This window comes from Pseudomonas sp. WS 5059, from assembly GCF_012985525.1.
Taxonomy (GTDB): domain Bacteria; phylum Pseudomonadota; class Gammaproteobacteria; order Pseudomonadales; family Pseudomonadaceae; genus Aquipseudomonas.
The window spans coordinates 185,195-209,933 of record NZ_JAAQWO010000011.1 but is presented as its reverse complement, the minus strand read 5'-3'; the positions used below and the strand labels follow the sequence as shown (position 1 = coordinate 209,933).

General features: G+C 62.8%; 25 protein-coding genes. 12 read left to right on the top strand and 13 right to left on the bottom strand.

Annotation, left to right across the window (positions count from 1 at the left end):
- Positions 1-284 precede the first annotated feature (284 nt).
- The 8 genes from HBO12_RS26810 to HBO12_RS26775 form a co-directional block, all read right to left on the bottom strand.
- On the bottom strand, positions 285-1,352 hold the full coding sequence (locus HBO12_RS26810) for an NAD(P)-dependent alcohol dehydrogenase (RefSeq protein WP_169954705.1): 1,068 nt from the start codon (positions 1,350-1,352) through the stop codon (positions 285-287).
- A 227-nt stretch (positions 1,353-1,579) separates the two neighbouring features.
- Positions 1,580-2,086 carry a GNAT family N-acetyltransferase gene (locus HBO12_RS26805; protein WP_169954706.1) on the bottom strand — a complete coding sequence of 169 codons (507 nt, stop codon included), beginning with the start codon at positions 2,084-2,086 and terminating at the stop codon, positions 1,580-1,582.
- A 59-nt stretch (positions 2,087-2,145) separates the two neighbouring features.
- A complete protein-coding gene (locus HBO12_RS26800; RefSeq protein ID WP_170043749.1) occupies positions 2,146-3,156 on the bottom strand; it encodes a PLP-dependent cysteine synthase family protein in 1,011 nt (336 codons plus the stop codon).
- Positions 3,157-3,193: 37 nt separating this feature from the next.
- Positions 3,194-4,315 carry a histidinol-phosphate transaminase gene (gene hisC, locus HBO12_RS26795; RefSeq protein ID WP_170043748.1) on the bottom strand — a complete coding sequence of 374 codons (1,122 nt, stop codon included), beginning with the start codon at positions 4,313-4,315 and terminating at the stop codon, positions 3,194-3,196.
- 14 nt (positions 4,316-4,329) lie between these two features.
- Complete coding sequence (locus tag HBO12_RS26790; RefSeq protein WP_170043747.1) at positions 4,330-5,721, bottom strand: MATE family efflux transporter; 1,392 nt, start codon at positions 5,719-5,721, stop codon at positions 4,330-4,332.
- Entirely contained in the window at positions 5,709-6,713 is a 1,005-nt protein-coding gene (locus HBO12_RS26785) for a hypothetical protein (protein WP_222932618.1), read from the bottom strand. Before HBO12_RS26785 ends, HBO12_RS26790 begins: the two co-directional genes overlap by 13 nt.
- A gap of 23 nt (positions 6,714-6,736) precedes the next feature.
- Positions 6,737-8,083, bottom strand: coding sequence for an alanine racemase (locus tag HBO12_RS26780; protein WP_170043746.1), 1,347 nt, complete (start codon positions 8,081-8,083; stop codon positions 6,737-6,739).
- Between the two features lie 4 nt (positions 8,084-8,087).
- Complete coding sequence (locus tag HBO12_RS26775; RefSeq protein ID WP_170043745.1) at positions 8,088-10,250, bottom strand: TonB-dependent siderophore receptor; 2,163 nt, start codon at positions 10,248-10,250, stop codon at positions 8,088-8,090.
- A gap of 174 nt (positions 10,251-10,424) precedes the next feature.
- Between HBO12_RS26775 and HBO12_RS26770 the strand changes: the two genes are divergently transcribed.
- Positions 10,425-10,793: a cupin domain-containing protein gene (locus HBO12_RS26770; RefSeq protein ID WP_170043744.1), complete on the top strand. Its 369-nt coding sequence runs from the start codon at positions 10,425-10,427 to the stop codon at positions 10,791-10,793.
- Here the strand turns inward: HBO12_RS26770 and HBO12_RS26765 are convergent.
- Positions 10,790-11,353, bottom strand: a complete 564-nt coding sequence (locus HBO12_RS26765; RefSeq protein WP_169954712.1) for a cupin domain-containing protein — start codon at positions 11,351-11,353, stop codon at positions 10,790-10,792. The genes HBO12_RS26770 and HBO12_RS26765 overlap by 4 nt on opposite strands.
- A gap of 92 nt (positions 11,354-11,445) precedes the next feature.
- Between HBO12_RS26765 and HBO12_RS26760 the strand changes: the two genes are divergently transcribed.
- The 7 genes from HBO12_RS26760 (at position 11,446) to HBO12_RS26730 (ending at position 18,551) form a co-directional block, all read left to right on the top strand.
- On the top strand, positions 11,446-12,345 hold the full coding sequence (locus tag HBO12_RS26760) for a DMT family transporter (RefSeq protein WP_169954713.1): 900 nt from the start codon (positions 11,446-11,448) through the stop codon (positions 12,343-12,345).
- 130 nt (positions 12,346-12,475) lie between these two features.
- Positions 12,476-15,403 (top strand): monovalent cation/H+ antiporter subunit A, encoded by a 2,928-nt coding sequence (locus HBO12_RS26755; RefSeq protein ID WP_170043743.1) that lies wholly within the window; start codon positions 12,476-12,478, stop codon positions 15,401-15,403.
- Positions 15,403-15,747: a Na+/H+ antiporter subunit C gene (locus HBO12_RS26750; RefSeq protein WP_005789164.1), complete on the top strand. Its 345-nt coding sequence runs from the start codon at positions 15,403-15,405 to the stop codon at positions 15,745-15,747. Before HBO12_RS26755 ends, HBO12_RS26750 begins: the two co-directional genes overlap by 1 nt.
- Positions 15,744-17,426 (top strand): monovalent cation/H+ antiporter subunit D, encoded by a 1,683-nt coding sequence (locus HBO12_RS26745; RefSeq protein WP_170043742.1) that lies wholly within the window; start codon positions 15,744-15,746, stop codon positions 17,424-17,426. The genes HBO12_RS26750 and HBO12_RS26745 overlap by 4 nt, the downstream gene beginning before the upstream one ends.
- Positions 17,423-17,911 (top strand): Na+/H+ antiporter subunit E, encoded by a 489-nt coding sequence (locus tag HBO12_RS26740; protein ID WP_170043741.1) that lies wholly within the window; start codon positions 17,423-17,425, stop codon positions 17,909-17,911. Before HBO12_RS26745 ends, HBO12_RS26740 begins: the two co-directional genes overlap by 4 nt.
- Positions 17,908-18,186, top strand: coding sequence for a K+/H+ antiporter subunit F (locus HBO12_RS26735; protein ID WP_038440496.1), 279 nt, complete (start codon positions 17,908-17,910; stop codon positions 18,184-18,186). The genes HBO12_RS26740 and HBO12_RS26735 overlap by 4 nt, the downstream gene beginning before the upstream one ends.
- Positions 18,183-18,551, top strand: coding sequence for a Na+/H+ antiporter subunit G (locus HBO12_RS26730; protein ID WP_170043740.1), 369 nt, complete (start codon positions 18,183-18,185; stop codon positions 18,549-18,551). The genes HBO12_RS26735 and HBO12_RS26730 overlap by 4 nt, the downstream gene beginning before the upstream one ends.
- Before the next feature lie 144 nt (positions 18,552-18,695).
- Here the strand turns inward: HBO12_RS26730 and HBO12_RS26725 are convergent, their stop codons facing one another.
- Complete coding sequence (locus HBO12_RS26725; RefSeq protein ID WP_169954718.1) at positions 18,696-19,133, bottom strand: DUF3995 domain-containing protein; 438 nt, start codon at positions 19,131-19,133, stop codon at positions 18,696-18,698.
- Positions 19,134-19,223: 90 nt separating this feature from the next.
- On the opposite strand from HBO12_RS26725, the gene HBO12_RS26720 reads away from it, so the two are divergent.
- Both HBO12_RS26720 and HBO12_RS26715 read left to right on the top strand, forming a co-directional pair.
- Complete coding sequence (locus tag HBO12_RS26720) at positions 19,224-19,613, top strand: DUF2946 domain-containing protein (protein WP_170043739.1); 390 nt, start codon at positions 19,224-19,226, stop codon at positions 19,611-19,613.
- Positions 19,614-19,708: 95 nt separating this feature from the next.
- On the top strand, positions 19,709-21,823 hold the full coding sequence (locus tag HBO12_RS26715; RefSeq protein WP_170043738.1) for a TonB-dependent receptor: 2,115 nt from the start codon (positions 19,709-19,711) through the stop codon (positions 21,821-21,823).
- Positions 21,824-21,961: 138 nt separating this feature from the next.
- Here HBO12_RS26715 and HBO12_RS26710 read toward each other — a convergent pair whose 3' ends face one another.
- Both HBO12_RS26710 and HBO12_RS26705 read right to left on the bottom strand, forming a co-directional pair.
- Positions 21,962-22,978 carry an ABC transporter substrate-binding protein gene (locus HBO12_RS26710; RefSeq protein WP_170043737.1) on the bottom strand — a complete coding sequence of 339 codons (1,017 nt, stop codon included), beginning with the start codon at positions 22,976-22,978 and terminating at the stop codon, positions 21,962-21,964.
- A gap of 121 nt (positions 22,979-23,099) precedes the next feature.
- Positions 23,100-23,570, bottom strand: a complete 471-nt coding sequence (locus HBO12_RS26705; protein ID WP_076964285.1) for a hypothetical protein — start codon at positions 23,568-23,570, stop codon at positions 23,100-23,102.
- Between the two features lie 366 nt (positions 23,571-23,936).
- On the opposite strand from HBO12_RS26705, the gene HBO12_RS26700 reads away from it, so the two are divergent.
- A complete protein-coding gene (locus tag HBO12_RS26700; RefSeq protein ID WP_169954704.1) occupies positions 23,937-24,191 on the top strand; it encodes a hypothetical protein in 255 nt (84 codons plus the stop codon).
- 81 nt (positions 24,192-24,272) lie between these two features.
- A complete protein-coding gene (locus tag HBO12_RS26695) occupies positions 24,273-24,509 on the top strand; it encodes a DUF2789 domain-containing protein (protein WP_169954722.1) in 237 nt (78 codons plus the stop codon).
- A 7-nt stretch (positions 24,510-24,516) separates the two neighbouring features.
- On the opposite strand, the gene HBO12_RS26690 is transcribed toward HBO12_RS26695, so the two are convergent.
- Positions 24,517-24,720 (bottom strand): hypothetical protein, encoded by a 204-nt coding sequence (locus HBO12_RS26690; protein ID WP_032861075.1) that lies wholly within the window; start codon positions 24,718-24,720, stop codon positions 24,517-24,519.
- Positions 24,721-24,739 lie beyond the last annotated feature (19 nt).

Below are 24,739 nucleotides of genomic sequence, written 5' to 3'. Positions count from 1 at the left end.
AACTGGCCGTCATACGATATTGATTTGGGGGGGTAACCCGGGAGGACGCCGGGTGAGCTGCGCTGGGCCAGGGATGGCCCAGCGCGGCGGCCCCCCAAATCAATGTCGGATGACGGGCACACCGAGCCTAGGCGAGGTGCCGAGTGGTGGGGCAAGAGCCCTTTTGGTTACTTTTGGCTGGGCCGGCACTCCGGGCTCTTTTCCAAAAGTGACCCGCCGTAAGGGCGGAACCAATAGCCGCCATGACCGCAGCAACGGATATGTACCCAAACCCCGCCCCCCCATCAGACCGCCTGGATCTCGCGCTTGAGGCTATCCATGTCGATCACAAAGCGATACTTCACATCACCCTTGAGCATGCGCTCATAAGATTCGTTGATGGCCTGGATATCAATCATCTCAATCTGCGAAACGATCCCGTGCCGGGCGCAGAAGTCCAGCATGTCCTGGGTCTCCTGGATGCCGCCAATCAATGACCCCGCCAGGCTGCGGCGCTTGAAGATCAGGTTGAACACCGAGGGCGATGGGTGCGGGCTGTCCGGCGCGCCCACCAGGGTCATGGTGCCGTCGCGCTTGAGCAGGTTGAGGAACACATCCAGGTCGTGGGGCGCGGCCACGGTGTTGAGGATGAAGTCCAGGCTGTTGGCGACCTTGGCCATTTCGTCGGGGTTCTTCGACACCACCACTTCGTCGGCCCCCAGGCGCAGGCCGTCTTCGCGTTTGTTGGGCGAGGTGGTGAACAACACCACATGGGCGCCCATGGCATGGGCGATCTTCACCGCCATATGGCCCAGGCCGCCAAGGCCGACCACGCCGACTTTCTGTCCAGGGCCGACCTTCCAGTGGTGCAGCGGCGAATAGGTGGTGATACCGGCACACAACAGCGGTGCCACGGCCGCCAATTGCGCCTCGTCGTGGGAGATGCGCAGGACGAACTGCTCCTTGACCACGATGTTGTCCGAATAGCCGCCAAAGGTGTTTTCGCCGCCAAACACCGGACCGTTGTAGGTGCCGGTAAAACCGTTCTCGCAGTACTGCTCCTCGCCTTCGGCGCAGGATTCACAGTGCTGGCAGCTGTCGACCATGCAGCCGACGCCGGCCAGGTCGCCGACCTTGAAGCGGCTGACATTGGCTCCCACCGCCGTCACCCGGCCGACGATTTCATGGCCCGGCACCGACGGATAGAGCGTGTTGTGCCACTCATTGCGTACGGTGTGCAGGTCGGAGTGGCAGACCCCGCAATAGAGGATATCGATCTGTACATCGTCGGCCCCGGGGGCGCGGCGCTCGAAGGTATAGGGCTTGAGGGCATCCTTGGCGTCACGGGCGGCGTAGCTGTAAGTCTTGGCCATTGCGGTCACCTCTTTGCGTCGACATTGAAGGTCAGTTGACCAGCATAGCCGCCCAAGCGTTCAACCGAAGTAAATCAGTGGTACTTCAAACAAAACCTCTGTGGGAGCGGGCTTGTCGGATCGCCGCATCGCCGCGAAGACGTCGGCCCAGCAAACACTGATGTTGACTGACCCACCGCTTTCGCGAGCAAACCCGCTCCCACACAAGCCCACACACAAGGCCACGGTCAGTGAACCATCGCCCGGGTCACCAAAAAGCTCAGCAGTTGCGGCTCGTCATCCAGCTCAATGGCCTGCACCGGGCGCGGCAGGTTATCCAGTACGCTGCGCCAGAACGCCTGGGACACCTCGTCCTGGTCATAAAAGCGCACCAGCCAGTCGGCCTCGCCGCTGGTCAATACCTGGGTGGCCAGTGCTCGGCCTATGCCCTTGCGCCGATAGCGTTTCAAGATAAACAGGTCAGCCAGTTCCAGGGCGTTGATCCCCGGCAGTTCGCTGCGCTCGATCAACAGGAATCCGGCGATGTAACCATCCACCAGCAGTAGATTGGCGCTCCATTGCGGGTCTTGCCAGTAGCGCGACAGGTGTTCTTCATGGATGTAGAAGCGGCCGTCCTGTTCGACGTCCTCTTGCTCCCAATCCGAGGATTCATAGGCATAGAACTGGTAGAGATTGCAGATCAGTTCGGCCTGTTCAGGGCCGGTCTGGATCAGTTCGACAGTGGTGTCACTCATGGCGGGGCTCACGCGGGCGGGGCGCCACAGTAGCGAAGGGTGGCGCCCCAGGCAAGCCGCTAGGCCTGCTGCTTGAGCAAGGGCTGCGCGCCCAACCACTGTCCCAGTTCGCGATGCACCTGCGGCGCCAGCAGTTGCCGGTCGGCCATCCATTGGTCGTTGAACACGGTGTCGAGGTACTTTTCGCCGCCATCGCACACCAGTGCCACGATCACGCTGTGGGCCGGGGCGTGCCGCGCCTCGCGCAGGGCCTGGTAGACCACTCCACCTGCCGAGCCGCCAAGCAGCAGACCGTAATGCCGTGCCAGGTAGCGCGCGGTTTCAAAGGCCTGGGCATCACTGACGGTGAGGCCTTTATCAATCAGTTCGTAGTCGACCACGGCACCGATTTCCGCGCCCTCCGGGGTGCCGGTGCCGGACTGGTGATACGGCGCCCCGGGGCCGCCGAAGATCACCGAGCCGCAGGGCTCGACACCGATCACTTGCAGGCCGTGGGCATGGCGTTTCAACGCACGCGCGGTGCCGCACAGTGAGCCGCCGGTGCCCACGGCGCCCACCAGGTAGTGGATTTCAGCGCCGAGCACCGCACGCAGTTCCGCGGCCAGTTGCGTGTAGCCGTTGGCATTGGCCGGGTTGTGATGCTGGCGGGTCCAGTAGGCGCCCTGCTCCGTGGCGATACGCTCGGCGGTGGCATCGCGGTCGGCGGTGGCCAGCCCGCTACCGGGGTCGCCGACCCGCACCAGTTGCGCACCAAAGGCTTGCATCGCCCGCAGTTTGTCGGGGCTGGCGTGTTCGTCAACCACGGCGGTGAAGCGATAGCCGCGCTCGGCGGCCAGCAGCGCCAGGCCCAACCCGGTGTTGCCTGAGGTCGACTCGACAATCCGCCCACCCGGCTTGAGCTGCCCGCTGGCCTGCGCCTCGTCGAGCATTTGCCGGGCCATGCGGATCTTGGCGGTACCGGTGGGGTTGAATTGTTCCAGCTTGAGCAGCACGCAGCTGCCGTTTTCGGTGACGCACAATTTGAGCAGCGGCGTATCGCCGATCAGTTCGGACAGGCAACTCTTGATCATGACAACCTCTGGGCAGTATGAAAAACCGGCTCGGCGCTTACCCGGCCAGGGCCGCGACGGCGCGTTGCAGGCTGGCGAGAAACGCCTGGTTTTGTTGGGCCAGGCCCAGGGACACGCGGATAAAACCGGTGTACCCCGGCTCGCGCCAGGCCTTGACGATGATCCCGTCCTTGAGCAGTTCGTCGACCACTTCCAGGGCGTTGCAGGCGGTGTCGATAAACAGGAAATTGGCCTGGGACGGCGCCACGCGAAACCCCGCCGCCTGCAACCCTTCGGTCAGCCGCTGGCGCTCGATGGCGACAAATTCTCGACTGCGCGCCACGTGTTCCTGATCGAGCCAGGCGGCCTTGGCGGCCTCCTGGGCCGGTTGATTGACGTTGTATGGCGTGCGCACCCGGTGCAGCGCATCGATCAGGCTTTGGTGCGAGGCAATGCCATAGCCGATCCGCAGCCCCGCCAGCCCATACGCCTTGGAGAATGTGCGCAGGACGATCCACGGCCGCGACTGCGCACCGAGGATCGCCAGGGCATCGGCGCCCTGCTCGACGAATTCGAAGTACGCCTCGTCGATCACCAACAAGGTGTCGGGGTGAGCGGCGGCGATCAGTGCCGTCAGCTCAGCGCTGGACAGCGCGGTGCCCACCGGGTTGCAGGGGGTGCTCAGCATCAACAGCTTCGCCGGTTGCTTGAGGGCCGTGGCCCAGGCGTGCAGGTTGAAGCTGAAATCCGGGTTGAGCGGCACCTTGTCCAGCGTCGCGCCCATCATCAACGGCAGGCTTTCATGCAAGCTGAAGCAGGGTTGCTGGGTAACCACCCGGTCCTGGGGGTCGAGCAGCGCCAGGCACAACAGCTCGAGGATATTTTCCGAGCCATTGCCGAGGATGATCCTGGCCGGATCCACATCCAACTGGCCGCCGATCAAGTGGCGCAACGCCCGGCCAGTGGGGTCGGGGTAGCGCTCCAGCCCTGCCCCGCCCTGGCGTGCGAGCATGGCCGCGGCAGCCGGCGACATGCCCAGCGGGTTTTCGCAGTTGGACAGCTTCGTCACCATTGGCGTACCCATCTGGCGTGGGTCGGCGCCCGGGTCATACAGGGGCAAGCGCCGCACACTGGGCCGCACCAGCGCCGCGATGCGCTGTGCGGGGTTGTCTTGATGCATGGAACACCTCCTGGTCATGACAGTGCGATAGCGCCCGCGCGATCCAGCGCGTTGAGTTGGCGTTCAAACGAAACAATCAGCAGCAACGCCGTGGCCGCCAGGCCTATCGCCAAACCGGCCCACACGCCAAAGATCCCGTAGGGGCTGACAATGCCCAGTAACCAGGCAGCGGGCAGCCCCACCAACCAGTAGCCGAACAGGGAAATGCGCAGTGGCCCCGCCGTATCGCCGATGCCGCGCAGGATGCCGTTGCCGATGTTCTGGCTGGCGTCGAACACCTGCAGGACGATGGCGATCAACAAACCGGTGGTCGCCAGACGCACCGCATCCAGGTTGTTGGCGTGTTCGGTACTGATGAACAGGCCGATCACCTGTTCGGGCAGCAGTGCGTAGGGAATGGCAAACAGCAGCATGACTAGCAGCCCCAGCCCCAGACCCAGGCGCCCCAGCTGCCGCGCGCGTTGATACTGCCCGGTGCCGCAGGCGTCGCTGATGTGGATCGAGGCGGCATGGGAGATACCCGCCGAAAACATGAACACGATGTAGATGATCTGGTTGAGCACGGTCTGCGCCGCCAGCGCTTCCATGCCCAGGGTGCCGATCAGCAGGGTCAGCACACTGAAAAACCCGGCCTCGCTGGCATAGGTCCCGGCAATCGGCAGCCCGAGCTTCCACACCGCCTTGATCGCCGCCGGCGAAAAACGCAGGTGCGAAAGCTTGAAGTAACCGGCCAGGCGCCGATGGGTCAGTACCACCGCGAAGAACATCAGGAACGACAGCAGGAACACCACGGCGCTGGTGATCGCCACCCCCGCCAGCCCGTAGGCCGGGACGCCGAACTTGCCGAACACCAGCACGTAGTTCAGCGCCGCCGTGAGGAAGATCGACACCAGGGTGATCGCCAGCAACGGCCCGGGGAATTTCAGGCCCACGGTAAAGTGGCGCAGCGCCTGAAACCACAGGCAAGGCAGCAGGCCGGGAGCAATGATCAGCAGGAAATCCATGGCATTGGCTACCACGCTGGCATCCTGGCCCAGCCAGGTCAGCGGCTGGCGCAACCCCAGCAACACCCCCATAAACACCAGGCCGCTGACGGTCGCCCAGAACAGCCCCGCCACCAACAGCGCCCGCACCTGGGCTTCATCGCCCTGGGCATTGGCCTGGGCCACCAGGTTGCTGACGCCGGTGACCAGGCCGGTGCCGGTGGTGCGCAACTGGTTGAACAGCGCGATGGCCAGGCCACCGGCGGCCAGCTCCTTGGCACCCAGCATGCCGAGCACCACGATGTCGATGGTGGTCAGGGCCACGTAGGCCAGGTTGGTCAGGATCAGCGGCAACGCCAGCAACAGCAGGGCCCGGCTGTCGGCGCGCCAGGCGCCGGGTTGTGCGGCAGTCAGGCCGACCATAGTTGGACCCTCTGCCCACGGTTCTGCGCCAGGGCGCGGTCGGCCATCAGGCGGCCGAGGGCGACGTCAGTCACCACCATGCCGCTGTTGTAGGCGAACACCACATCGCTTGGATCGCGACGTGCGGGCGCCAGGCCCAGGAGAATGTCCGGCAGTTCGGCGTCTACCTCGGGCAGGCTGCCGTCGGCGGCGGCCAGGTCGGCGCTGGTGACTTGCATCTGCGCGGTGTCGGTGGCGATTAGGTAATCGGCGCCGTGCAGCACGTCGGCGTCGATGCCATAGCCGACCAGCACCGCCACGGCGCCCGGCTTGAGCCACGCCCGCTGCACTTGCTGGCGTGCCGAAAGCCCGGCCACGCCAAGGATGATATCGGCCTCGCCCGCAGCCGCCGGCAGGTCATCGACCACGATCACGTCGCGCAGCGGGTAGTGTTTGCGCAGGTTGTCCTGCACCGCGCGCAGGCCCTCGGCGTAGTGCCCGTAGACATACAAACGCTCCAGGTCCGGCATGGCCGCGAGCAACATGGGCAACGCCACCTGGCCCTGCACGCCGGTACCGACCACCAGGGCACTGCGGGCATCCGGGCAGGCGGCCCGGGCCATCAACGCCGAGGTGGCCGAGGTGCGCAATGGGCCGAGCTTGACCACGTCCATCAAGGCAATCGGGCGGCCGGTGCGGTCATCACACAGGAAGATAAACGAGTGGAACTGATAGGCGTCGCGGGTGCGTTGCGGGTCATGCTCGTAGACCACCTTGAAGCCCACGGTGTGGCTGGCGCCATCGCGGCCGACCATCGAGTAGCTGATGGAGTGGCGGTCCGCAGGTTCGACAATGGTCTTGAGCGGGTTCTGCGAGTCGCCGCTGCGCAAGGCCTTGTACGCCTGCTCGACCACCTGCAGCACTTCACGGTAACTCACCCCCAGGTCTTCGAGCGCAGCCTGGGGCAGCACCCATAGGTCGGCGGGGGCTGCGGGTTTATTCAAACTGTTCACTCGGGGCTCCTTGTTGAATGCGCTCAAGCCAAGCTGTCCAGCTTCCAGCGCAGGTAGGGGTTACGCAGCTCCAGCACCACTTTGTGTGGCAATGGCGCTTCGTGAAACGGCGACTCGTTGGAGTCCATCTGATAGCCGGCGGTATTGAGGTAGATAAGCAAGTCACCCGCCTGGATCGGGTAGTCGAAGGCGACTTTGCGCCAGGTCAGCATGTCCGACTCCAGGCAGGTGGACCCGCCAATACACGCGACAAACGGCGACCGCGGCCGTGGCGAGGCCGGCAACAGCAGCGGGTCGGGCAAGAACTCGCTGTTGAACCACTGCTCGGAGAGGTTGAAGCTGCTGCCCTGCACGGTGACCTGGGCATAGCCGTCGCAGGCCGTGCGGTCCTTGACGCCCTGCACGCGGAACACGCTGATACCGGCCTGGTCGAGCAAGGCGCGGCCGGGTTCGATGATCAGCCGCACGCCATGTTCGATGACCTTTTGCGCCAGGCTCAGGCCGGGGCCCACGGGCGTGGCGAGGACATCGTCAAGGGCCTCGGCGCCGGCGCGCGGCGCACCATAGGGATAGAAGCCGGCGAAGCCCTTGTCGCTGTGGTAGCGCTCGGCGCAGTCCTCGGCCATAAACGCCTGCCACTGCGCCGGGTCGACATAGCGCACGGCAAAGCCACCGCCCAGGTTGACCGTGCGGCAGTCGTCCAGCTCACTGGCCTGGCACAGGTCGACCAAGTGGCTGGCGACGTGCGCACGCTGCGCGGTGTCATAGCCACCAAGGTGAAAGGAAAAGCCTTGCAGATCCAGGTTCGCCACATGCTTGCGGCAAAACACCAGGGCCTGGTCACACTCCCGTGGATTGAGGCCGAAGCGGCTGTGGAGCTGGCTGGCAGGGCAATAGCGCAACAACAGGCGCGCCCGTTGGCGCAGTGATAACGCCAATTGCTGGATACGCAGCAACTCCTCCAGCGAATCCACCGCCAGCAGGCACTGGTGACTCAAACTCAACCCAAGCAATTGATCGCTTTTACGCGGCCCGGACACGCCGATCTCACGGCCGGCCACCCCGCCCGCCAGGGCCTTTTGCAGCTCGCCGACGCTGGCCACATCCAAGCCAATTGCACATTGCGCGCAGGCCTGGGTAAAGCAGTTGGCCTTGTTGGCCTTTTTGGCAAACAGCAGGCTGCCGCGCACCTGGGCCTGGGTAAAGCTGTGCTGGAAGGCTTCGACATTGGCGTGAAATACCTGCGGGCACAGCAAGTGCAGCGGCGAGCCAAGACCATCGACCAACTCGGTCAAGGTACCCGCGTGCCGCTCAAGCAGGCGCTCGACCCACAGGTGGCGCAGGCCGGGCAATGAGCTGGAATACGTCATGGTTCTAGAACTCGAACTTGGCCGACAGGAACACTTCGCGCTCGCGCCCCACATCCAGCCCGCCCTGGTAATAGGCGCTGGCGTAGTAGTACTTGTTGGTCAGGTTCTTGCCGTGCAGGCGGTAGGTCACCGGGGTATCCGCCAGTTTCGAGCGGTAGCTGATACCGGCGTCGAGCAAGGTGTAGCTGGGGATGTAGCCGCTGTTCTGCGCATCCACCGGGCGGCTGCCGACATAGCTGACGGTGCTGTCCAACGACAGGCCGGGCACAGCGGCCACGGTGTACAAGGCACCGACCGCGCCTTTCCACTTGGGCACGCTTTCGGTGCGTTTGCCGTCCACGGTGACGTCATCCACATCTTCCATGCGCGTGGCCAGGTAGGCGGCGTTGGCGCTGAGAGTCAGGGCATTAGTGACGCGGTTGGACAGGGTCAGCTCGGCGCCACGGTGGTGGAATTCACCGTTACTCACATAAGTGTTGCTGGTGTTCAGGTAACTGGCCTTGCGCCGGATATCGAACACCGCCAGGCCCAGGTTCAGGCGATCATTGAGGTCCAGCTTCAGGCCCACCTCGTATTGCTGGGACTCGATGGCGTCGGTGGGCTGGTTGGCGTTGGTCGCGTTATAGGGGGCGTAGTCGCCTTTTTCAAAGCCTTTGGAGTAGCTGACGTAAGTCATCACGCTGTCCCAGGGCCGGTAGATCAGCGCAGCGCTGGGCACGAATACGTCATGGCTTTGCGAAGGCGCGATGGCCGAGAGTTGATCCGCGCGGTACCAGATATAACGCCCGCCGAGCATCACCTGGAATTGCTCGGTGAGGGAAATCAGGTCGCTGGCAAAAACCGAGGTTTCCTTGATGGAAGACACAAAATCGGTGGGCCGTTCCGGGCCGAAATGCCACTTGGGCGGATTGACCGGGTGGCGGATATTGCCCACCGATACATCGCCGATGCCGATGCCGGGAGTGCCGCTGTCCACCGAATCCCAGAACGGGCTGACGTCCTTGAACTGCTTGTAGCCGGTGCCGAAGAACACGTCATGATAGATGTTGCCGGTGGCGAACTTGCCGGCCAGGTACGACTGCAGCGACCAGGTGCTGAACACTTCGCCACGGGACACGTAAAAGTCGGCCGAGCCGATATCGCCGTTGGGCTTGATCCCGAACAGGTCGTTATAGCCGCCGTGGCGCTCGACCCGCGAGTAGTTGCCCTGGGTCACGGAGGTCCAGTTGTCGTCCAGTTCGTACTCGAACTTGGCATCGAGGTTGGCGCCTTCGGTCTGGTGACGGAACCAGGAGCCGGTCAACAGATCGCGGCGATTGACCTTGGGCGGCAGCACATAGCTGGACGGGTCCAGCGGGTTGGCGCGACCACTCTGGTCGGCACGCAGCAACGGGTCGGAGACCGTGGACTTGCGCGACCAGTCGGCATTCAGTTGCAACAGTGCGCGATCGCTCAGACGCAAGTCGGTGGCCAGGCCGATAAACTTGCGCTCCATGTCGCGGGCATGGTCGAAGTCGCCGTTTTTCTCGTAGCCGGCATTCAGGCGATAACCAAAGGCGCCATCGTTGAACGAATCGCTGGTATCAATCGCCACGTAGCGGCCGAGCAACGAGGAGCCTTGCACGCTGACATTGAGCAGCGGCTCCAGGGTCGGGCGCTTGAGGATGTAGTTGATGGTGCCGCCCGGCGAGTTGAAGCCGTAGAGGAAACCCGACGGGCCCTTGAGCACGTCGATGCGCTCGACGTTTTCCAGGGGCACGTCGTGGTGCGGGGCCAGGGTCAGGCCATCGCGGCGGATGGTGTTGAAGTTGTCCATGGCAAAGCCGCGCAGGCGGAAGTTGTCAAAGCCGCTGCCGCCCGACGAACTGAGCACCGAAGGGTCGAGGCTCAGCACATCCACGGCGGTGCGCGCGGAGCTGTCGGCGATGGTCTTGCTGGAGTAGCTCTGGATGGCCAGGGGGATCTCCATGGCATCCTTGGCGCCGAAGCCACCGGCGTTGACTTCCAGGGCCTTGTTCAGCGGCGCACTGACCCGCGTGGCTTCAAGCTCGGTGACCGACTCTTCACGTTCCTGCGCCGCGACGGCGGGCAAGCCGGTGAGCGAGGACATCAGGCCTACTGCCAACAACGTCGAAAACCCTGGAGCTACCCCGTGCAACTGGTTCATCTGCAATCCCTTGAGCCGAAAATAAACGTATCGACCTCAAGCCCGGCAACACTTGAGAATCGATCTCAAGAGATACAATATAACGTTTCTTTTAACCTGACAATCGCACGATCATTCAATACCCGTTCTCACGTGGCACTTAATGTCAGGCTTCGATCACCAGAGATGACTGCCATGCCCTCCTACACCGCCATCAACTTTGCGCACAAATACAGCCTGTTCAGTGAGCAATGGACACCCAAGGTCATCGCGCAGATGAACGACTACCAATTCAAGGTAGTGAAGATCGAGGGGGATTTTATCTGGCACAGCCACGCGGACACCGACGAGACCTTTATCGTCCTCGAAGGCGCGCTGCGCATTGATTTTCGCGATGGCGCGGTACAGATCGGCACCGGCGAGATGTTTGTGGTGCCCAGGGGTGTCGAGCACAAACCGTATGCCGACGGCGAGGTGAAGTTGCTGCTGGTCGAACCCTGCGGCGTGTTGAACACCGGCAATCAGGGCGGCGAGCGGACCCAGCAGAATGATGTGTGGATCTAGATCACCACGTTGCGGATAAAGCGCACCGCCACAGGGCCCTCATTGCGATAGGCATGGGGCTGGTGGCTGGGAAACATAAAGAACTCGCCGGCGGCGATGGTGGTTTCGACGTCATCCACTACCAGGGTCAGGCTGCCCTCGAACACGAACAACTGCTCGCTCCAGCCTTCCAGGTCTGGGTCCGGGCAATAGCGATCGCCCGGTTCCAGGCGCCATTCCCATAGCTCCACCTCACGCCGGGCGGTGGCCTTGGCCAGCAATACGGCCTTGCTGCCATCGATCTCACCGGCCCAGGCCAGTTCGTTGATGCGGCTGTGGTCACGGGCGTCGGGGGCCTGGATCAGGTCGCTGAAGGCCACGTCCAGGGCTTCGGCCACGCGGTCGAGGGTGGACAGGCTGACGTTCTTTTCACCCGCCTCGATGGCCACCAGCATGCGCCGGCTGACCCCGGACTTTTCTGCCAGGGCTGTCTGGCTCAGTTCGGCCGCGTGGCGCAGGCGTCGAACGTTCTGGCTGACGTGCTGCAGGACCGAGGCCCGTTGCGGATTTTCTTTGTGCACTATATTGCTCACTCGGTGGGGTTGCGCAGTATACTGCCCAGCTGCGGCGCATTGTGCGTTCCGCGCCCTTCCTGTGCAAGACCAGAGCCGCCATGACCACCTCGACCGCCTCCCCATTGTTTTCCCGCTTCAGCAAAGCCGAATGCGTGCTGGTGCTGATCACCATGATCTGGGGCGGCACGTTTATCCTGGTGCAACATGCCATGACCGTCAGCGGGCCGATGTTCTTCGTCGGCTTGCGCTTTGCCGCGGCGGCACTGGTGGTCGGCTTGTTTTCCCTGCGCAACCTGCGTGGCCTGACACGTTTTGAGCTCAAGGCCGGCGTGTTTATCGGCACCGCGATCATGTTTGGCTACGGCCTGCAAACCATTGGCCTGCAGACCATCCTCAGCAGCCAGTCGGCGTTTATCACCGCGCTCTACGTGCCCTTTGTACCGCTGCTGCAATGGCTGGTGCTGGGACGGCGCCCGGGGTTGATGCCGAGCATTGGCATCATGCTGGCCTTCGCCGGCCTGATGCTTTTGACCGGACCGGCCGGCGCATCGTTGAATTTCAGCCCCGGCGAAATCGCCACCTTGATCGGTGCTATCGCAATTGCCGCCGAAATCATCCTGATCAGCGCCTATGCCGGCCAGGTGGATGTGCGCCGGGTGACCGTGGTGCAACTGGCCACCGCCTCGTTGCTGTCGTTCCTGCTGGTAGTGCCCACGGGCGAGGCATTGCCGGACTTTTCCTGGGTACTGCTGTTCAGCGCCGTGGGCCTGGGCCTGACCAGCGCGGTGATTCAACTGGCGATGAACTGGGCGCAGAAAAGCGTCTCGCCCACCCGCGCCACCCTGATCTATGCCGGTGAACCGGTGTGGGCCGGGATAATCGGGCGGATTGCCGGCGAGCGTTTCCCGCCGATTGCCATGCTCGGCGCGGTGTTGATTGTGGCGGCGGTGATTGTCAGCGAGATAAAGACGCGGGAGCAAAAGCCCGTTTCCCTATAGGAGCCGGCTCCTACAGCGCGACAGATAGGGGTTTTCGGTCCATCTTGTAGGATCCTGCCACAGGTTGCCGTTTGGTAATCCGGTTTCCGGCACGTATGATGCATCCCAAACCACCGCAGATTAGAAGCCTATGTCCCTGATAGTTCTACTGCTTCTGCCTTTCATCGGCAGCTGTCTGGCGGCCTTGCTGCCGCATAACGCACGTAATACTGAATCCCTGCTGGCCGGCCTTGTGGCTCTGGTCGGTACCGTACAAGTCGCCCTGCTCTACCCCCAGATCGCCGACGGTGGCGTGATCCGCGAAGAATTTTCCTGGCTGCCCAGCCTGGGCCTGGACTTTGTGTTGCGCATGGATGGCTTTGCCTGGCTGTTCTCGATGCTGGTACTGGGCATCGGTAGCCTGGTGTCTTTGTACGCCCGCTATTACATGTCGCCGGATGATCCGGTGCCGCGTTTCTTCGCGTTTTTTCTGGCGTTCATGGGCGCGATGCTCGGGTTGGTGATCTCCGGCAACCTGATCCAGATCGTGTTTTTCTGGGAACTGACCAGCCTGTTCTCGTTCCTGTTGATCGGCTATTGGCACCACCGCTCCGATGCGCGCCGGGGGGCCTATATGGCGCTGATGGTCACCGGTGCAGGCGGGTTGTGCCTGCTGGCGGGGGTCATGCTGCTCGGCCATGTCGTCGGCAGTTACGATCTGGACCAGGTGCTCGCCGCCGGTGACCAGATCCGTGCCCACTCCCTCTACCCCATCCTGCTGACGCTGATCCTGATCGGTGCCCTGAGCAAAAGCGCGCAATTCCCCTTCCACTTCTGGCTCCCCCACGCCATGGCCGCACCGACACCCGTGTCGGCCTACCTGCACTCGGCCACGATGGTGAAGGCCGGCGTGTTCCTGCTGGCCCGCCTGTGGCCCTCGTTGTCGGGCAGCGAAGAGTGGTTCTGGATGGTCGGCGGTGCCGGCGCCCTGACCCTGTTGCTCGGCGCGTATTGCGCGATGTTCCAGAACGATCTCAAGGGCCTGCTGGCCTACTCCACTATCAGTCACCTGGGCCTGATCACCCTGCTGCTGGGCCTCAACAGCCCGCTGGCCGCCGTCGCCGCCGTGTTCCATATCCTCAACCACGCTACGTTCAAGGCCTCGCTGTTCATGGCCGCGGGCATCATCGACCACGAAAGCGGCACCCGCGATATCCGCAAGCTCAGCGGCCTGGTGCGCCTGATCCCGTTTACCGCGACCCTGGCCATGGTCGCCAGCGCCTCCATGGCCGGGGTGCCGTTGCTCAACGGCTTCCTGTCCAAGGAAATGTTCTTCGCCGAGACGGTATTCATCTCCTCGACCCAGTGGGTGGAAATCGCCCTGCCGGTGATCGCGACCATCGCCGGCACCTTCAGCGTGGCCTATGCCTTGCGCTTCACCGTGGATGTGTTCTTCGGCCCGGCCGCCACCGACCTGCCGCACACGCCCCACGAACCGCCACGCTGGATGCGCGCACCGGTCGAGTTGCTGGTGTTTACCTGCCTGCTGGTGGGGATCTTCCCGGCCCAGGTGGTCGGTTCGATCCTCGCCGCTGCCGCCCTGCCGGTGGTCGGCGGCGTGTTGCCCCAGTACAGCCTGGCGATCTGGCACGGCTGGAACGCCCCGATGATCATGAGCCTGGTGGCCATGACCGGCGGCGTGGTCCTGTACCTGCTGCTGCGCAAGCAACTCAAGCGCGGGCGCTTCAAGTACCCGCCGATCATCAGCTACTTCAACGGCAAGCGCATGTTCGAGCGCTGCCTGGTGGTGATGATGCGTGGCGTGCGCAAGGTCGAGAAACGCATCAGCACCAAGCGCCTGCAAACCCAATTGTTCCTGCTGGTGCTGGTGGCGGTGATCGCCGGGATGATCCCCATGCTGGGCAGCAGCCTGAGCTGGGGCGACCGGCCGAAGATCCCTGGCTCCATCGTGTTCGTCACCCTGTGGCTGCTGGCGATTGCCTGCGCCCTGGGCGCCGCCTGGCAAGCCAAGTACCACCGGCTGGCGGCCCTGACCATGGTCAGCGTGTGCGGCCTGATGACCTGCGTGACTTTTGTCTGGTTCTCCGCGCCGGACCTGGCGCTGACGCAACTGGTGGTCGAGGTGGTGACGACGGTATTGATCCTGCTGGGCCTGCGCTGGCTGCCACGGCGGATCGAAGAGGTCTCGCCACTCCCCAGTTCGTTGCGCAAGGCGCGCATTCGCCGCTTGCGCGACTTGCTGCTGTCGACCGTGGTCGGTGGCGGCATGGCGCTGTTGTCCTATGCGATGCTCACCCGCCAGACCCCCAACGATATTTCCTCGTTCTACCTCAGCCGCGCCCTGCCTGAAGGCGGCGGCAGCAATGTGGTGAATGTGATGCTCGTGGACTTCCGGGGTTTCGATACCCTGGGCGAAATCACCGTGCTGGGCGCGGTGGCCTTGACGGTGTATGCGCTGCTACGGCGCTTCCGCCCGCCCAAGGAAAGCGAGCAACTGCCCGCGCAACAGCGGCTGTTGGCGCCGGACGTGGACACCGACCTGGTCAACCCACGCCAAGCCAGCGACACCGCCCTGGGCTTTATGATGGTGCCCGCGGTGCTGGTGCGCCTGCTGCTGCCGATTGCCCTGGTGGTGTCGTTCTACCTGTTCATGCGCGGCCACAACCAGCCGGGCGGCGGTTTTGTCGCCGGGCTGGTGATGTCGGTGGCGTTTATCCTGCAATACATGGTCGCCGGCACCCAGTGGGTCGAGGCGCAGATGAACCTGCGGCCGATGCGCTGGATGGGCTTCGGACTGTTGTCGGCAACCCTGACCGGGCTTGGCGCGCTGTTCTTCGGCTACCCGTTCCTCACCACCAGCACCCTGCACCTCAGCTTGCCGGTGCTGGGCGACATCCATATCGCCAGCGCGCTGTTTTTTGACGTGGGTGTGTACGCCATGGTGGTCGGCTCGACCCTGCTGATGCTCACCGCCCTCGGCCACCAATCGGTGCGGGCCCATAAACCCGGCAACCAGGCGAAAGCCGCCGCCACGCCACCACAAGGAGCTGCTGCCTGATGGAAGAAGTCATCGCAATTGCCATTGGGGTCCTGGCGGCCTCCGGCGTCTGGCTGGTGCTGCGGCCACGGACGTTCCAGGTGGTGATGGGCCTGTGCCTGTTGTCCTATGGGGTCAACCTGTTCATCTTCAGCATGGGCAGCCTGTTTATCGGCAAGGAACCGATCATCAAGGACGGCGTGCCCCAGGACCTGCTCAATTACACCGATCCCCTGCCCCAGGCCCTGGTGCTGACGGCGATTGTGATCAGCTTCGCCATGACCGCGCTGTTCCTGGTGGTGCTGCTGGCGTCCCGGGGCCTGACCGGCACTGACCATGTGGACGGCCGGGAGCCCAAGGAATGAGCTGGATGAACCAACTGATCATCGCGCCGATCCTGCTGCCGTTGCTGACCGCTGCGCTGATGATGATGCTGGGCGAGAAACACCGCCCGCTCAAGGCCAAGATCAACCTGCTGTCGAGCATGACCGGCCTGGGCATCGCGATGTTGATGCTGTACTGGACGCAGCAAGGCGGCCCCGCCTCCATCGGCGTCTACCTGCCGGGCAACTGGCAGGTGCCGTTCGGCATCGTGCTGGTGGTGGATCAACTGTCGGCCCTGATGCTGGTGCTCACCGGGATCATCGGCGTCAGCGCCCTGCTGTTCGCCATGGCCCGCTGGGACCGCGCCGGCACCAGTTTCCATGCGCTGTTCCAGATCCAGTTGATGGGCCTCTACGGTGCCTTCCTCACCGCCGACCTGTTCAACCTGTTCGTGTTCTTCGAGGTGCTGCTGGCCGCGTCCTACGGCCTGATGCTGCACGGTTCGGGCCGGGCGCGGGTGTCGTCGGGGCTGCATTACATCTCGATCAACCTGCTGGCTTCGTCGCTGTTCCTGATTGGTGCGGCGCTGATCTACGGGGTCACCGGCACCCTGAATTTCGCTGACCTGGCGCTCAAGATCCCGCTGGTCCCGCAAGCCGATCGCGGCCTGCTGCATGCCGGCGCGGCGATCCTCGCCACCGCGTTCCTGGCCAAGGCCGGCATGTGGCCTTTGAACTTCTGGCTGGCGCCGGCCTACTCCTCGGCCAGCGCGCCGGTAGCGGCGATGTTTGCGATCATGACCAAGATCGGCGTGTACACCGTGTTGCGCCTGTGGACCCTACTGTTTTCCGGGCAAGCCGGCGCCTCGGCGCTGTTTGGCGGCGACTGGCTGGTGTACGGCGGCATGGCCACCATCCTCTGCGCCGCCCTGGCGATGCTCGCCGCCCAGCGCCTGGAGCGCATGGCCAGCCTGAGCATCCTGGTCTCGGCGGGCATCCTGCTGTCGGCGGTAGGCTTCGCCCAGCCCAGCCTGACGGCCGGCGCGCTGTTCTACCTGGTCAGCTCGACCCTGGCGTTGAGCGCGCTGTTCCTGCTGGCCGAACTGGTCGAACGCTCGCGCTCGGCCAACGAGCTGCCCCTGGACGATGAAATCGAAGTGTTGCCACGGCCAGTCGAATCCCTGCACCCGCCCAAGGGCACCAACCTGGACGATGAGCAAAAGGCCGTGGTCGGCCAGGTCATCCCGTGGACCATGGCGTTCCTGGGCCTGAGCTTTATTGCCTGCGCCCTGCTGATCATCGGCATGCCGCCGCTGTCGGGGTTTATCGGCAAGCTCAGCCTGCTCAGCGCGCTGATCAACCCGCTGGGCCTGGGCCAGGCCGTGGATGCGCCGATTCGCCCGGCAGCCTGGGGCCTGGTGGCGTTGTTGATATTCTCGGGCCTGGCCTCGCTGATCGCTTTTGCGCGCCTGGGCATCCAGCGCTTCTGGACCCCAGAAGAGCGGCCCTCGCCGCTGCTGCGCCGCTTTGAGTGCATCCCGATCTTCGTCTTGCTTGGCCTGGCGATTGGCCTGACCTTCAAGGCAGAAATGCTCATGCGCTTTACCCAGGACACTGCCGCCAGCCTGAATAACCCCGAGCACTACGTCATGGCCGTCATGGCCACGCGCCCGGTGCTCAGCCCGCAAGCCCAGGCCGCCGCCGTGGAGGTGCAGCCATGAAGCGCCTGTTCCCTGCCCCGTTACTGTCATTGGCGTTGTGGGTGCTGTGGCTGGTGCTGAACCTGTCGATCAGCCCCGGCAACCTGCTGCTGGGGGCGCTCCTGGGCCTGCTCGCGCCGCTGATGATGGCGCCGCTGCGCCCACTGCCGGTGCGTATCCGCCGCCCAGGGGTGATCATTGGCCTGTTTTTCCTGGTCGGGCGCGATGTGATCATCTCCAACCTGCACGTGGCGTGGGGCGTCTTGACCTGCGGTACACGGCCGCCGCGCTCGCGCTTTGTCAAAATCCCCCTGGACCTGCGTGACGCCAACGGCCTGGCGGTGCTGTCGATGATCACCAGCGTGACCCCCGGCACCGTGTGGTCGGAACTGGCCCTGGACCGCAGCATCCTGTTGCTGCACGTGTTCGACCTGGATGACGAAGCGCAGTTTATCGAGCACTTCAAGCAGGCCTACGAACGGCCCCTGATGGAGATCTTCGAATGAGTGCCCTGCTCGCCAATGCGATCCTGTTGAGCCTGTTCCTGTTTTCCCTGGCCATGGTCCTGACCCTGGTGCGCCTGTTCAAGGGCCCCTCGGCCCAGGACCGGGTCCTGGCCCTGGACTACCTGTATATCCTGGCGATGCTGATGATGCTGGTGCTGGGCATTCGCTATGCCAGTGATACCTACTTCGAGGCGGCGCTGCTGATTGCGCTGTTCGGCTTTGTCGGCTCGTTTGCCTTGGCCAAATTCCTGCTGCGTGGTGAGGTGATCGAATGATCAATGTCAGTGAACTGCCACTGTGGGTGGAAATTATCGTGGCGATCCTGCTGCTGCTCAGCAGCCTGTTTGCGTTGATTGGTGCGCTCGGGCTGTTGCGGATGAAGGATTTTTTCCAGCGCATGCACCCACCGGCGCTGGCTTCGACCCTAGGCGCATGGTGCGTGGCGCTGGCGTCGATTATCTACTTCTCGACCCTCAAGTCCGGGCCGGTGCTGCATGGCTGGTTGATCCCGATTTTGCTGTCGATCACCGTGCCGGTAACCACCCTGTTGCTGGCGCGCACGTCGTTGTTTCGCAAGCGCATGGCGGGGGAAAATGTACCTGCCGAGGTCAGCAGCCGCAGGGCTGTCAGCGGTAGCTGATCCCTCTGAATGTACGCGGTAAACAATGTGGGAGCGGGCTTGCTCGCGAAGGCCGTGGGTCAGTCAACATCAATGTTTGCTGGGCCGACGTCTTCGCGGCGATCCGACAAGCCCGCTCCCACATTTGGCCCTGCATACCGTCAGTCAGGTCCAGGCGACGACCAGCAACCCCGTCCCCAACACCAGGCACAGTGGCGAATAGAAAAACGTATCCAACCGCGCGAACCGTGACCCGCCGACTTTCTTGAAAAACCCCACCAGCTCCGAATCACCAATCGCCCGCCCAAACATGATCAGGGCAATCGCGCTGATCCCCCATTGCAGGGCCTGATGCCCCACCGGCTGGAAGAACAGCCCCGCCCGCAGGCACACCAACACGGCAATCAGCACCAGCCCCACGGCCACCAGGAACGTACCCAGCGCCGACGCCTTGAACGCCGGCCGTGGCCCGCTGGCGAATTCGCCGGGCAGTTGCGGGATCGCTACGCTGCTGCCCAGCTTGCCGCCTGCGGCCCAGTACACATGGATCATGCTGATAAACGCAAATACCCCGACGACCCACCTCGCAATGACAAAGCTCATGGTTGGATACCCCTGGAAAAGTGCGAAAGAGGATAGTCCTTTTCAGATTTTTTGCAGGCATTTAGTCGTCTGGTGATAAAGTGCCGCCCCATGAAACTCGCCCGTGCCGACCGCTCGTTGATTGCCTGGATGCTCTATGGCTGCGTCCTGTTCAACGTGTTCGCCTGCAGTATTGGCCATGGGCAAATGGTCGGCATGCAGCTCAACGGCATTGGCGGCCAGTTCTGTACCGTAGACCCCCGCACCCAGGCGCCAGCCCCCGTAAACACCGGCGATCAGTCGCTGCCCACGCTGTCCAAGGCCTTCGGTTGCCCGCTGTGCTCCACCGGCGGCATGGGCCCGGCGCTCAACTCCAGCCTTAACGTTGCGGTACTGCCCCAGCCTCACGCACCACCGCCGGCGGTGGTACTCACCGCTGACATTCCCACCCGCTTCACCTGGCCTGCGGCTAATCCGCGCGCCCCGCCTACCTACGCCTGATACCTGCGCTTTTTGATCCGCACACCGCGCGGCTTCCCCAGGGAAGCGCGGGCGGCTGTGCGTTGCTTTCAAGCCCTGCTTTTCAGGATTTATCGATGAAACATTTACCTCTATTGGCGGGCCTGTTCGGCTGCCTGCCTTTTTGCGCCTGGGCCCTTGAGCTGGCCCCCACCACCATCGACGGCGCCGCCGCCAACGAGCCGGGCCTGGCCCTGGACCAATCCAGCGGCATGGCCTCGCGCCTGGGCCTGAGCGTGCGGGAAACCCCGGCCTCGGTCAGCATCGCCGACCGCCACGATATCGAGCGCCGTGGCGCCAAGACCTTCCAGGATGCGGCCAACACCCTGCCCGGGGTCAACGCCAGTGCGCCGCCGGGGTTTGGCGGGTTTATTTCCTATCGGGGCTTTACCAGCAGCCAGATCACCCAGATGTTCAATGGCATCAACGTCGCCGGTGGCCTGGCACGGCCCGTGGACGCATGGATTTATGACCGGGTGGAGCTGGTGGGCGGTCCCTCCTCGTTGATCAACGGCGCCGGCTCCGTGGGCGGCTCGCTGAACTACGTGACCAAGCTGGCCACCCGCGAGGAGCAGGCCGTCGAAGGCCAGATCAACTACGGCAGCTACGACACCACCGGCATCGCCCTGGGCCTCAACCACGCCCTGACCGAGCCCGGTGCCGAGGTCCAGCACTACGCGCGCCTGGATGTCAGCCGCAACACCAACCATACCCATATCGACCGCCAGCAACGCGATGCCTGGAGCGTGGCCTTTTCCCTGCTCAGCGACCTCACGCCCAACCTGTCCCACACCCTGGCCCTGGAGTACCAGGACGAACACGAGGACAGCCCATACTGGGGCACCCCGGTGCTCAATCCCAAGGCCGGCGAGCTGAAGATCGACAGGCACAACCGCTTCAACAACTACAACGTCGCCGATGGCCGCTACGAACAACGCACGATCTGGGCCCGCTCGATCATCGATTACCGGATCAACGACAGCACCACCCTGCGCAACACCCTCTATCACCTGGACAGCCAGCGCGACTACCGCAACCTGGAGACCTACCAGTACAACGCCGATAACAGCCTGGTGAACCGTTCGACGGCCTATCAGGTGCGCCATCAGGGCGAGCAGGACGGCAACCAGTTCGAGCTGCGCCATGACAGCAGCGTGTTCGGCCTGGCCAGCACCTGGTCCGGCGGTTTCGAATACAAGGTCAACAGCACCACCGCCAGCCCGCTGAACGTGTCGGCCAAGAACGCAGTGGACCCCAACCACTACGATCCGGGGCATTTCTACGACCTGCCAGGCACCAAGCCGGGATTTATCAAGGACAAGACCACCGAAGTGACGACCAAGGCGCTGTTTGTCGAGAACCGCCTGGGCCTGACCGACAAGCTGTCGCTGCTGAGCGGCCTGCGTTATGACGCCATCGACCTGGACGTGACCAGCCACCGCGACAACCTGGGTAACGTCAAGCGCCGTTGGGAGCCGGTGACCGGGCGTGTGGGCCTGACCTATCAGTTCATCCCGGCGGCCAATGTCTATGTGCAATACAGCACCGCAGCCGAACAGCCCACTAGCACCACCCAGGTGTTTGATGTCTCCACCGGCAAGCAATGGGAAGTGGGCAGCAAGTTCGATTACCTGGACGGGCGCGGTTCAGCCACCGTGGCCGCCTACCACATCGAGCGCAAGGACTTTGCCGTGACCGACCCACAAGACCCCACCCGCAGTATTGCGGTGGGTGCGCAGTCGTCCAACGGCATCGAACTGGCCAGCTCGTTGCGCATTACCCCCAGGCTGTTGGCCGAAGGAAATTTCGCCTGGGTCGATGCGCAATACGATGATTTCAACGAGAAAATCGCCAGCGGCGCAGTGGTATCGCGCAAGGGCAACACGCCGACCAGCGTGCCCAAGCGCGTAGGCAACCTGTGGCTGACTTATGACATCGCCCCGGCCTGGCAAGGTGGCGTGGATGCGCGGTATGTGGCGCAGGTGTACGCCGATAATGCCAACACGCTGACAGTGCCGGCGTACACCTTGTTTGGCACGTTCCTGACCTACAAGGTCGATCAACACACCTCGGTCACGGGCCGGGTGCGTAACCTGACCAACGAGGTATATGCGCAGTTTGCCCATGTGTCGCCGGCGTATTACCTGGGGTCGCCGCGTACCTTTGAATTGGCGGTGCAAACCAAGTTTTAAGGGGAGCGCAATCAAAACTGTGGGAGCGGGCTTGCCCGCGATGGCGGGTGTATCAGGTTAGAAATACTTGACTGACACACCGCTATCGCGGGCAAGCCCGCTCCCACGTTTGGATCGTCGTTTGCAGTGACGGCGTGGCTATTTCAGGCTGGCTTGGACCTTTGTAGCCACATCCTCCGTCAACCAGGCCTTCCACACTTGCGGATGCTCTTTGAGAAACGCCTGTGCCACTTCGCGCGGCGGGGTGTGCTTTTCGCTCATGGTTGCCAGCGCTTCGTTCAACGGTCCAATTGGAAACTCGACCTTTTCGAAGAACCCGGCAATCTGCGGATATTCCTTCTGGAACGGCGTAGACACACCAATGCTCAGTTTGGACGCCAACGAACGCGTCGGCTTGGGGTTGGGGTTGTCGGCATCCGTCAGGGTCTTCCACGCCTCGGCGTCGAAGGCAGGTTCCTCCAACTGGATCAACTTGTAGCGCCCCATCAGTGGGGTCGGCGACCAGTAGTAAAACAGGATTGGCTTGCCACGGCGGATCGACGAGGCTATCTCGGCATCCAGCGCCGCGCCCGAACCGCTACGAAAGTTGACGTAGCTGTCCTCCAGGCCATAAGCCTTGAGCTTCTGCTTATTGACCACCTCCGAAGTCCAGCCGATAGGGCTGTTGAGGAACCGTCCCTTGCCGGGGGCCTCCGGGTCCTTGAATACGTCTTTATAGCGCGCCAGGTCCTGTACGCTGCGCAGCTCAGGGGCCAGTGGCTTGATCCCTTTGTCCGGGTCGCCCTTGATCACGTACTCCGGGACCCACCAGCCTTCGGTCGCGCCCTTGACGGTATCGCCCAGGCCAACCACCTTGCCTTCGGCCTCAGCCTTGACCCACACCGGGCTGCGGCCCGCCCATTCCTCGCCGATCACCTGGATATCATTCTTGGCCAGGGCGGTTTCCAGGGTGATGGTGGTACCGGGCAGGGTATCGGTGGGCAGGTCGTAGCCCTTCTCGACAATAAAGCGCAGTACTTCGGTGATCAGGCTGCCACTTTCCCAATTCAGGTCGGCAAAATGAATGGGCGCCTGGGCAGCCGCTACCGGTGCGGCCGCCATCGACAGGCCCAAGGTGGTAAGGGATGCTGCCAACAGCGCTCGTATTGCTTTCATGCCTTTGAACCTCGCGTTTACACAGCCATGGCGGATGGCTTTGCTGTCATGCGAAAGCCCTGAATAATTAAGTCCACCCAACTGTAGTAGAGGTTCAACCGATTGCCGGTGCGCTCGCTTATTACTCGCTGGCCTTGAAAGTCACCAGTTCACCCTTGCGCCACTTGGCGGCCTTGCCGGTCACGGCCTTGAGGGTCTTGCTCAGGCCTTCTTGCAGTTGTTCATTGGCGGCGAACACCAGCATCACGCTGTGACCTTCCTTGAACACAATGCCCTCGCCCTGCGCCGTGGAAACAAACGCGTAGTCACCCAGGCCATAGACCGTCAACTTGATATCGCGAAACTTCAGCTCGAACTTGCCACCTTCACGGCTGGGCAGGACTGCGGCGCGAAAGTGATCGCCGACCTTGAGCTCCAGGCGAGGTTTGTCATCGACCACCAACGCTGTTTCGGTATCGATTTCAGCAATGTAAATGCCTTCCGGGGTTTGTTCCGTGATGTAAACAAACCGCGACTGAAACTGCTTAACCAACTTCGCGCGCAAATCACCCAGCACGAACAATGCGTGCATATCCAGATTACTAACTGCCAAGGAAACGCCCCCACATCTAAAAAAGCGCCGCCCGCCCAGGGCAGACAGCACAAAAAAGGCCGATACGGCACGGTACATTAAAAAACTGAAGTTGATTCCCGCCAGACTCGTACAGCCGTGCCTGACAGCCCTTGTACAAGGTCGTCAGGCGGTGCAGGAAATCACAGGTTTATCGGCCAGAGAATACTGGACGCCCCACTTCAGAGAATACCCCATTTGAAAGGGTGGTTTTCCGACAGCCAAAAACCAAGGAAAAACGTTGGATGGAACCGAACGCGGGCTGCCGACAACAATATTAGAACAGCAACGCGGCTTAAAACCACCCGAAATGCTGCAAGCAGGTCAACAGATCAACAGGAGCTCGCCATGCAAAGACTTCATCGCGAACCGACACTGACTCGCGACACCTTATCGCGCAAGGATAGCGCGCTATTCTACAGCGTGTATGCCCACAACGCGTGCCCGGATTTCGCCCTGTATCGGGTCGTCCCGGCGGGCAAGAATTTTTTCCATATCCTGGAAGTGCCCAGCGGTCGGATCAAGGGCTTTCGCAGTGACCATAACAAGGCCTGCGCCCTGGCCAAGGAGTTGGAAGCCCTCCTCTGCATCAATGCCCGTTGACACGCGGCTCAAGCAAAATCGAACTATGCGCGCTGGCACGCCTCCCATGGGAGTAGAGACTTAACTATCGTGGAGAATGACATGGACGCGCCAACGCATACCTTGCAAGACCTGTTCGAACAGTTGGGGTTGGAGGCCTCGCCTGCTGCCATCGACACGTTTATCGGTGAACATCCCCTGGCAGAGACTGTGAAGCTGATCGACGCGCCCTTCTGGACCCCGCAACAGGCGCAGTTCCTCAAGGAAGAACTGCGCGAAGACGCGGACTGGGCGATTGCCGTGGATGAGCTGAACCAGCGCCTGCACCAGAGCGTATAACCTGCAGTCAGTGCAGGCGGTCTGAGCGCTCCAGGTCCAGCAGCGCCTGCCAGGCCGCGCGGCATTCCTGGGCTTCGTCGCGACTGGCGAAGGCCGTGCCGCGCTGTTCACCGTTGAGCAACACCACCCAGCAGGCCCTCAGGCCCAGCGCACGCAGGGTCTGTGGCACACCGCTGCCAATCATCACCGCTACATCGACTTTGCTTTGCATGGAAGTTCTCCGCAGGATT

Excerpts from the sequence above, each read along its gene's own strand:
- HBO12_RS26810 (WP_169954705.1), bottom strand. The coding sequence starts at position 1,352 with ATGGCCAAGACTTACAGCTACGCCGCCCGTGACGCCAAGGATGCCCTC.
- HBO12_RS26715 (WP_170043738.1), top strand. The coding sequence starts at position 19,709 with ATGAAACATTTACCTCTATTGGCGGGCCTGTTCGGCTGCCTGCCTTTT.
- HBO12_RS26730 (WP_170043740.1), top strand. The coding sequence starts at position 18,183 with ATGATCAATGTCAGTGAACTGCCACTGTGGGTGGAAATTATCGTGGCG.
- HBO12_RS26755 (WP_170043743.1), top strand. The coding sequence starts at position 12,476 with ATGTCCCTGATAGTTCTACTGCTTCTGCCTTTCATCGGCAGCTGTCTG.
- HBO12_RS26690 (WP_032861075.1), bottom strand. The coding sequence starts at position 24,720 with ATGCAAAGCAAAGTCGATGTAGCGGTGATGATTGGCAGCGGTGTGCCA.
- HBO12_RS26775 (WP_170043745.1), bottom strand. The coding sequence starts at position 10,250 with ATGAACCAGTTGCACGGGGTAGCTCCAGGGTTTTCGACGTTGTTGGCA.
- HBO12_RS26780 (WP_170043746.1), bottom strand. The coding sequence starts at position 8,083 with ATGACGTATTCCAGCTCATTGCCCGGCCTGCGCCACCTGTGGGTCGAG.
- HBO12_RS26720 (WP_170043739.1), top strand. The coding sequence starts at position 19,224 with ATGAAACTCGCCCGTGCCGACCGCTCGTTGATTGCCTGGATGCTCTAT.
- HBO12_RS26725 (WP_169954718.1), bottom strand. The coding sequence starts at position 19,133 with ATGAGCTTTGTCATTGCGAGGTGGGTCGTCGGGGTATTTGCGTTTATC.
- HBO12_RS26745 (WP_170043742.1), top strand. The coding sequence starts at position 15,744 with ATGAGCTGGATGAACCAACTGATCATCGCGCCGATCCTGCTGCCGTTG.
- HBO12_RS26805 (WP_169954706.1), bottom strand. The coding sequence starts at position 2,086 with ATGAGTGACACCACTGTCGAACTGATCCAGACCGGCCCTGAACAGGCC.
- HBO12_RS26740 (WP_170043741.1), top strand. The coding sequence starts at position 17,423 with ATGAAGCGCCTGTTCCCTGCCCCGTTACTGTCATTGGCGTTGTGGGTG.
- hisC (WP_170043748.1), bottom strand. The coding sequence starts at position 4,315 with ATGCATCAAGACAACCCCGCACAGCGCATCGCGGCGCTGGTGCGGCCC.
- HBO12_RS26760 (WP_169954713.1), top strand. The coding sequence starts at position 11,446 with ATGACCACCTCGACCGCCTCCCCATTGTTTTCCCGCTTCAGCAAAGCC.
- HBO12_RS26710 (WP_170043737.1), bottom strand. The coding sequence starts at position 22,978 with ATGAAAGCAATACGAGCGCTGTTGGCAGCATCCCTTACCACCTTGGGC.
- HBO12_RS26790 (WP_170043747.1), bottom strand. The coding sequence starts at position 5,721 with ATGGTCGGCCTGACTGCCGCACAACCCGGCGCCTGGCGCGCCGACAGC.
- HBO12_RS26770 (WP_170043744.1), top strand. The coding sequence starts at position 10,425 with ATGCCCTCCTACACCGCCATCAACTTTGCGCACAAATACAGCCTGTTC.
- HBO12_RS26700 (WP_169954704.1), top strand. The coding sequence starts at position 23,937 with ATGCAAAGACTTCATCGCGAACCGACACTGACTCGCGACACCTTATCG.
- HBO12_RS26800 (WP_170043749.1), bottom strand. The coding sequence starts at position 3,156 with ATGATCAAGAGTTGCCTGTCCGAACTGATCGGCGATACGCCGCTGCTC.
- HBO12_RS26695 (WP_169954722.1), top strand. The coding sequence starts at position 24,273 with ATGGACGCGCCAACGCATACCTTGCAAGACCTGTTCGAACAGTTGGGG.
- HBO12_RS26750 (WP_005789164.1), top strand. The coding sequence starts at position 15,403 with ATGGAAGAAGTCATCGCAATTGCCATTGGGGTCCTGGCGGCCTCCGGC.
- HBO12_RS26735 (WP_038440496.1), top strand. The coding sequence starts at position 17,908 with ATGAGTGCCCTGCTCGCCAATGCGATCCTGTTGAGCCTGTTCCTGTTT.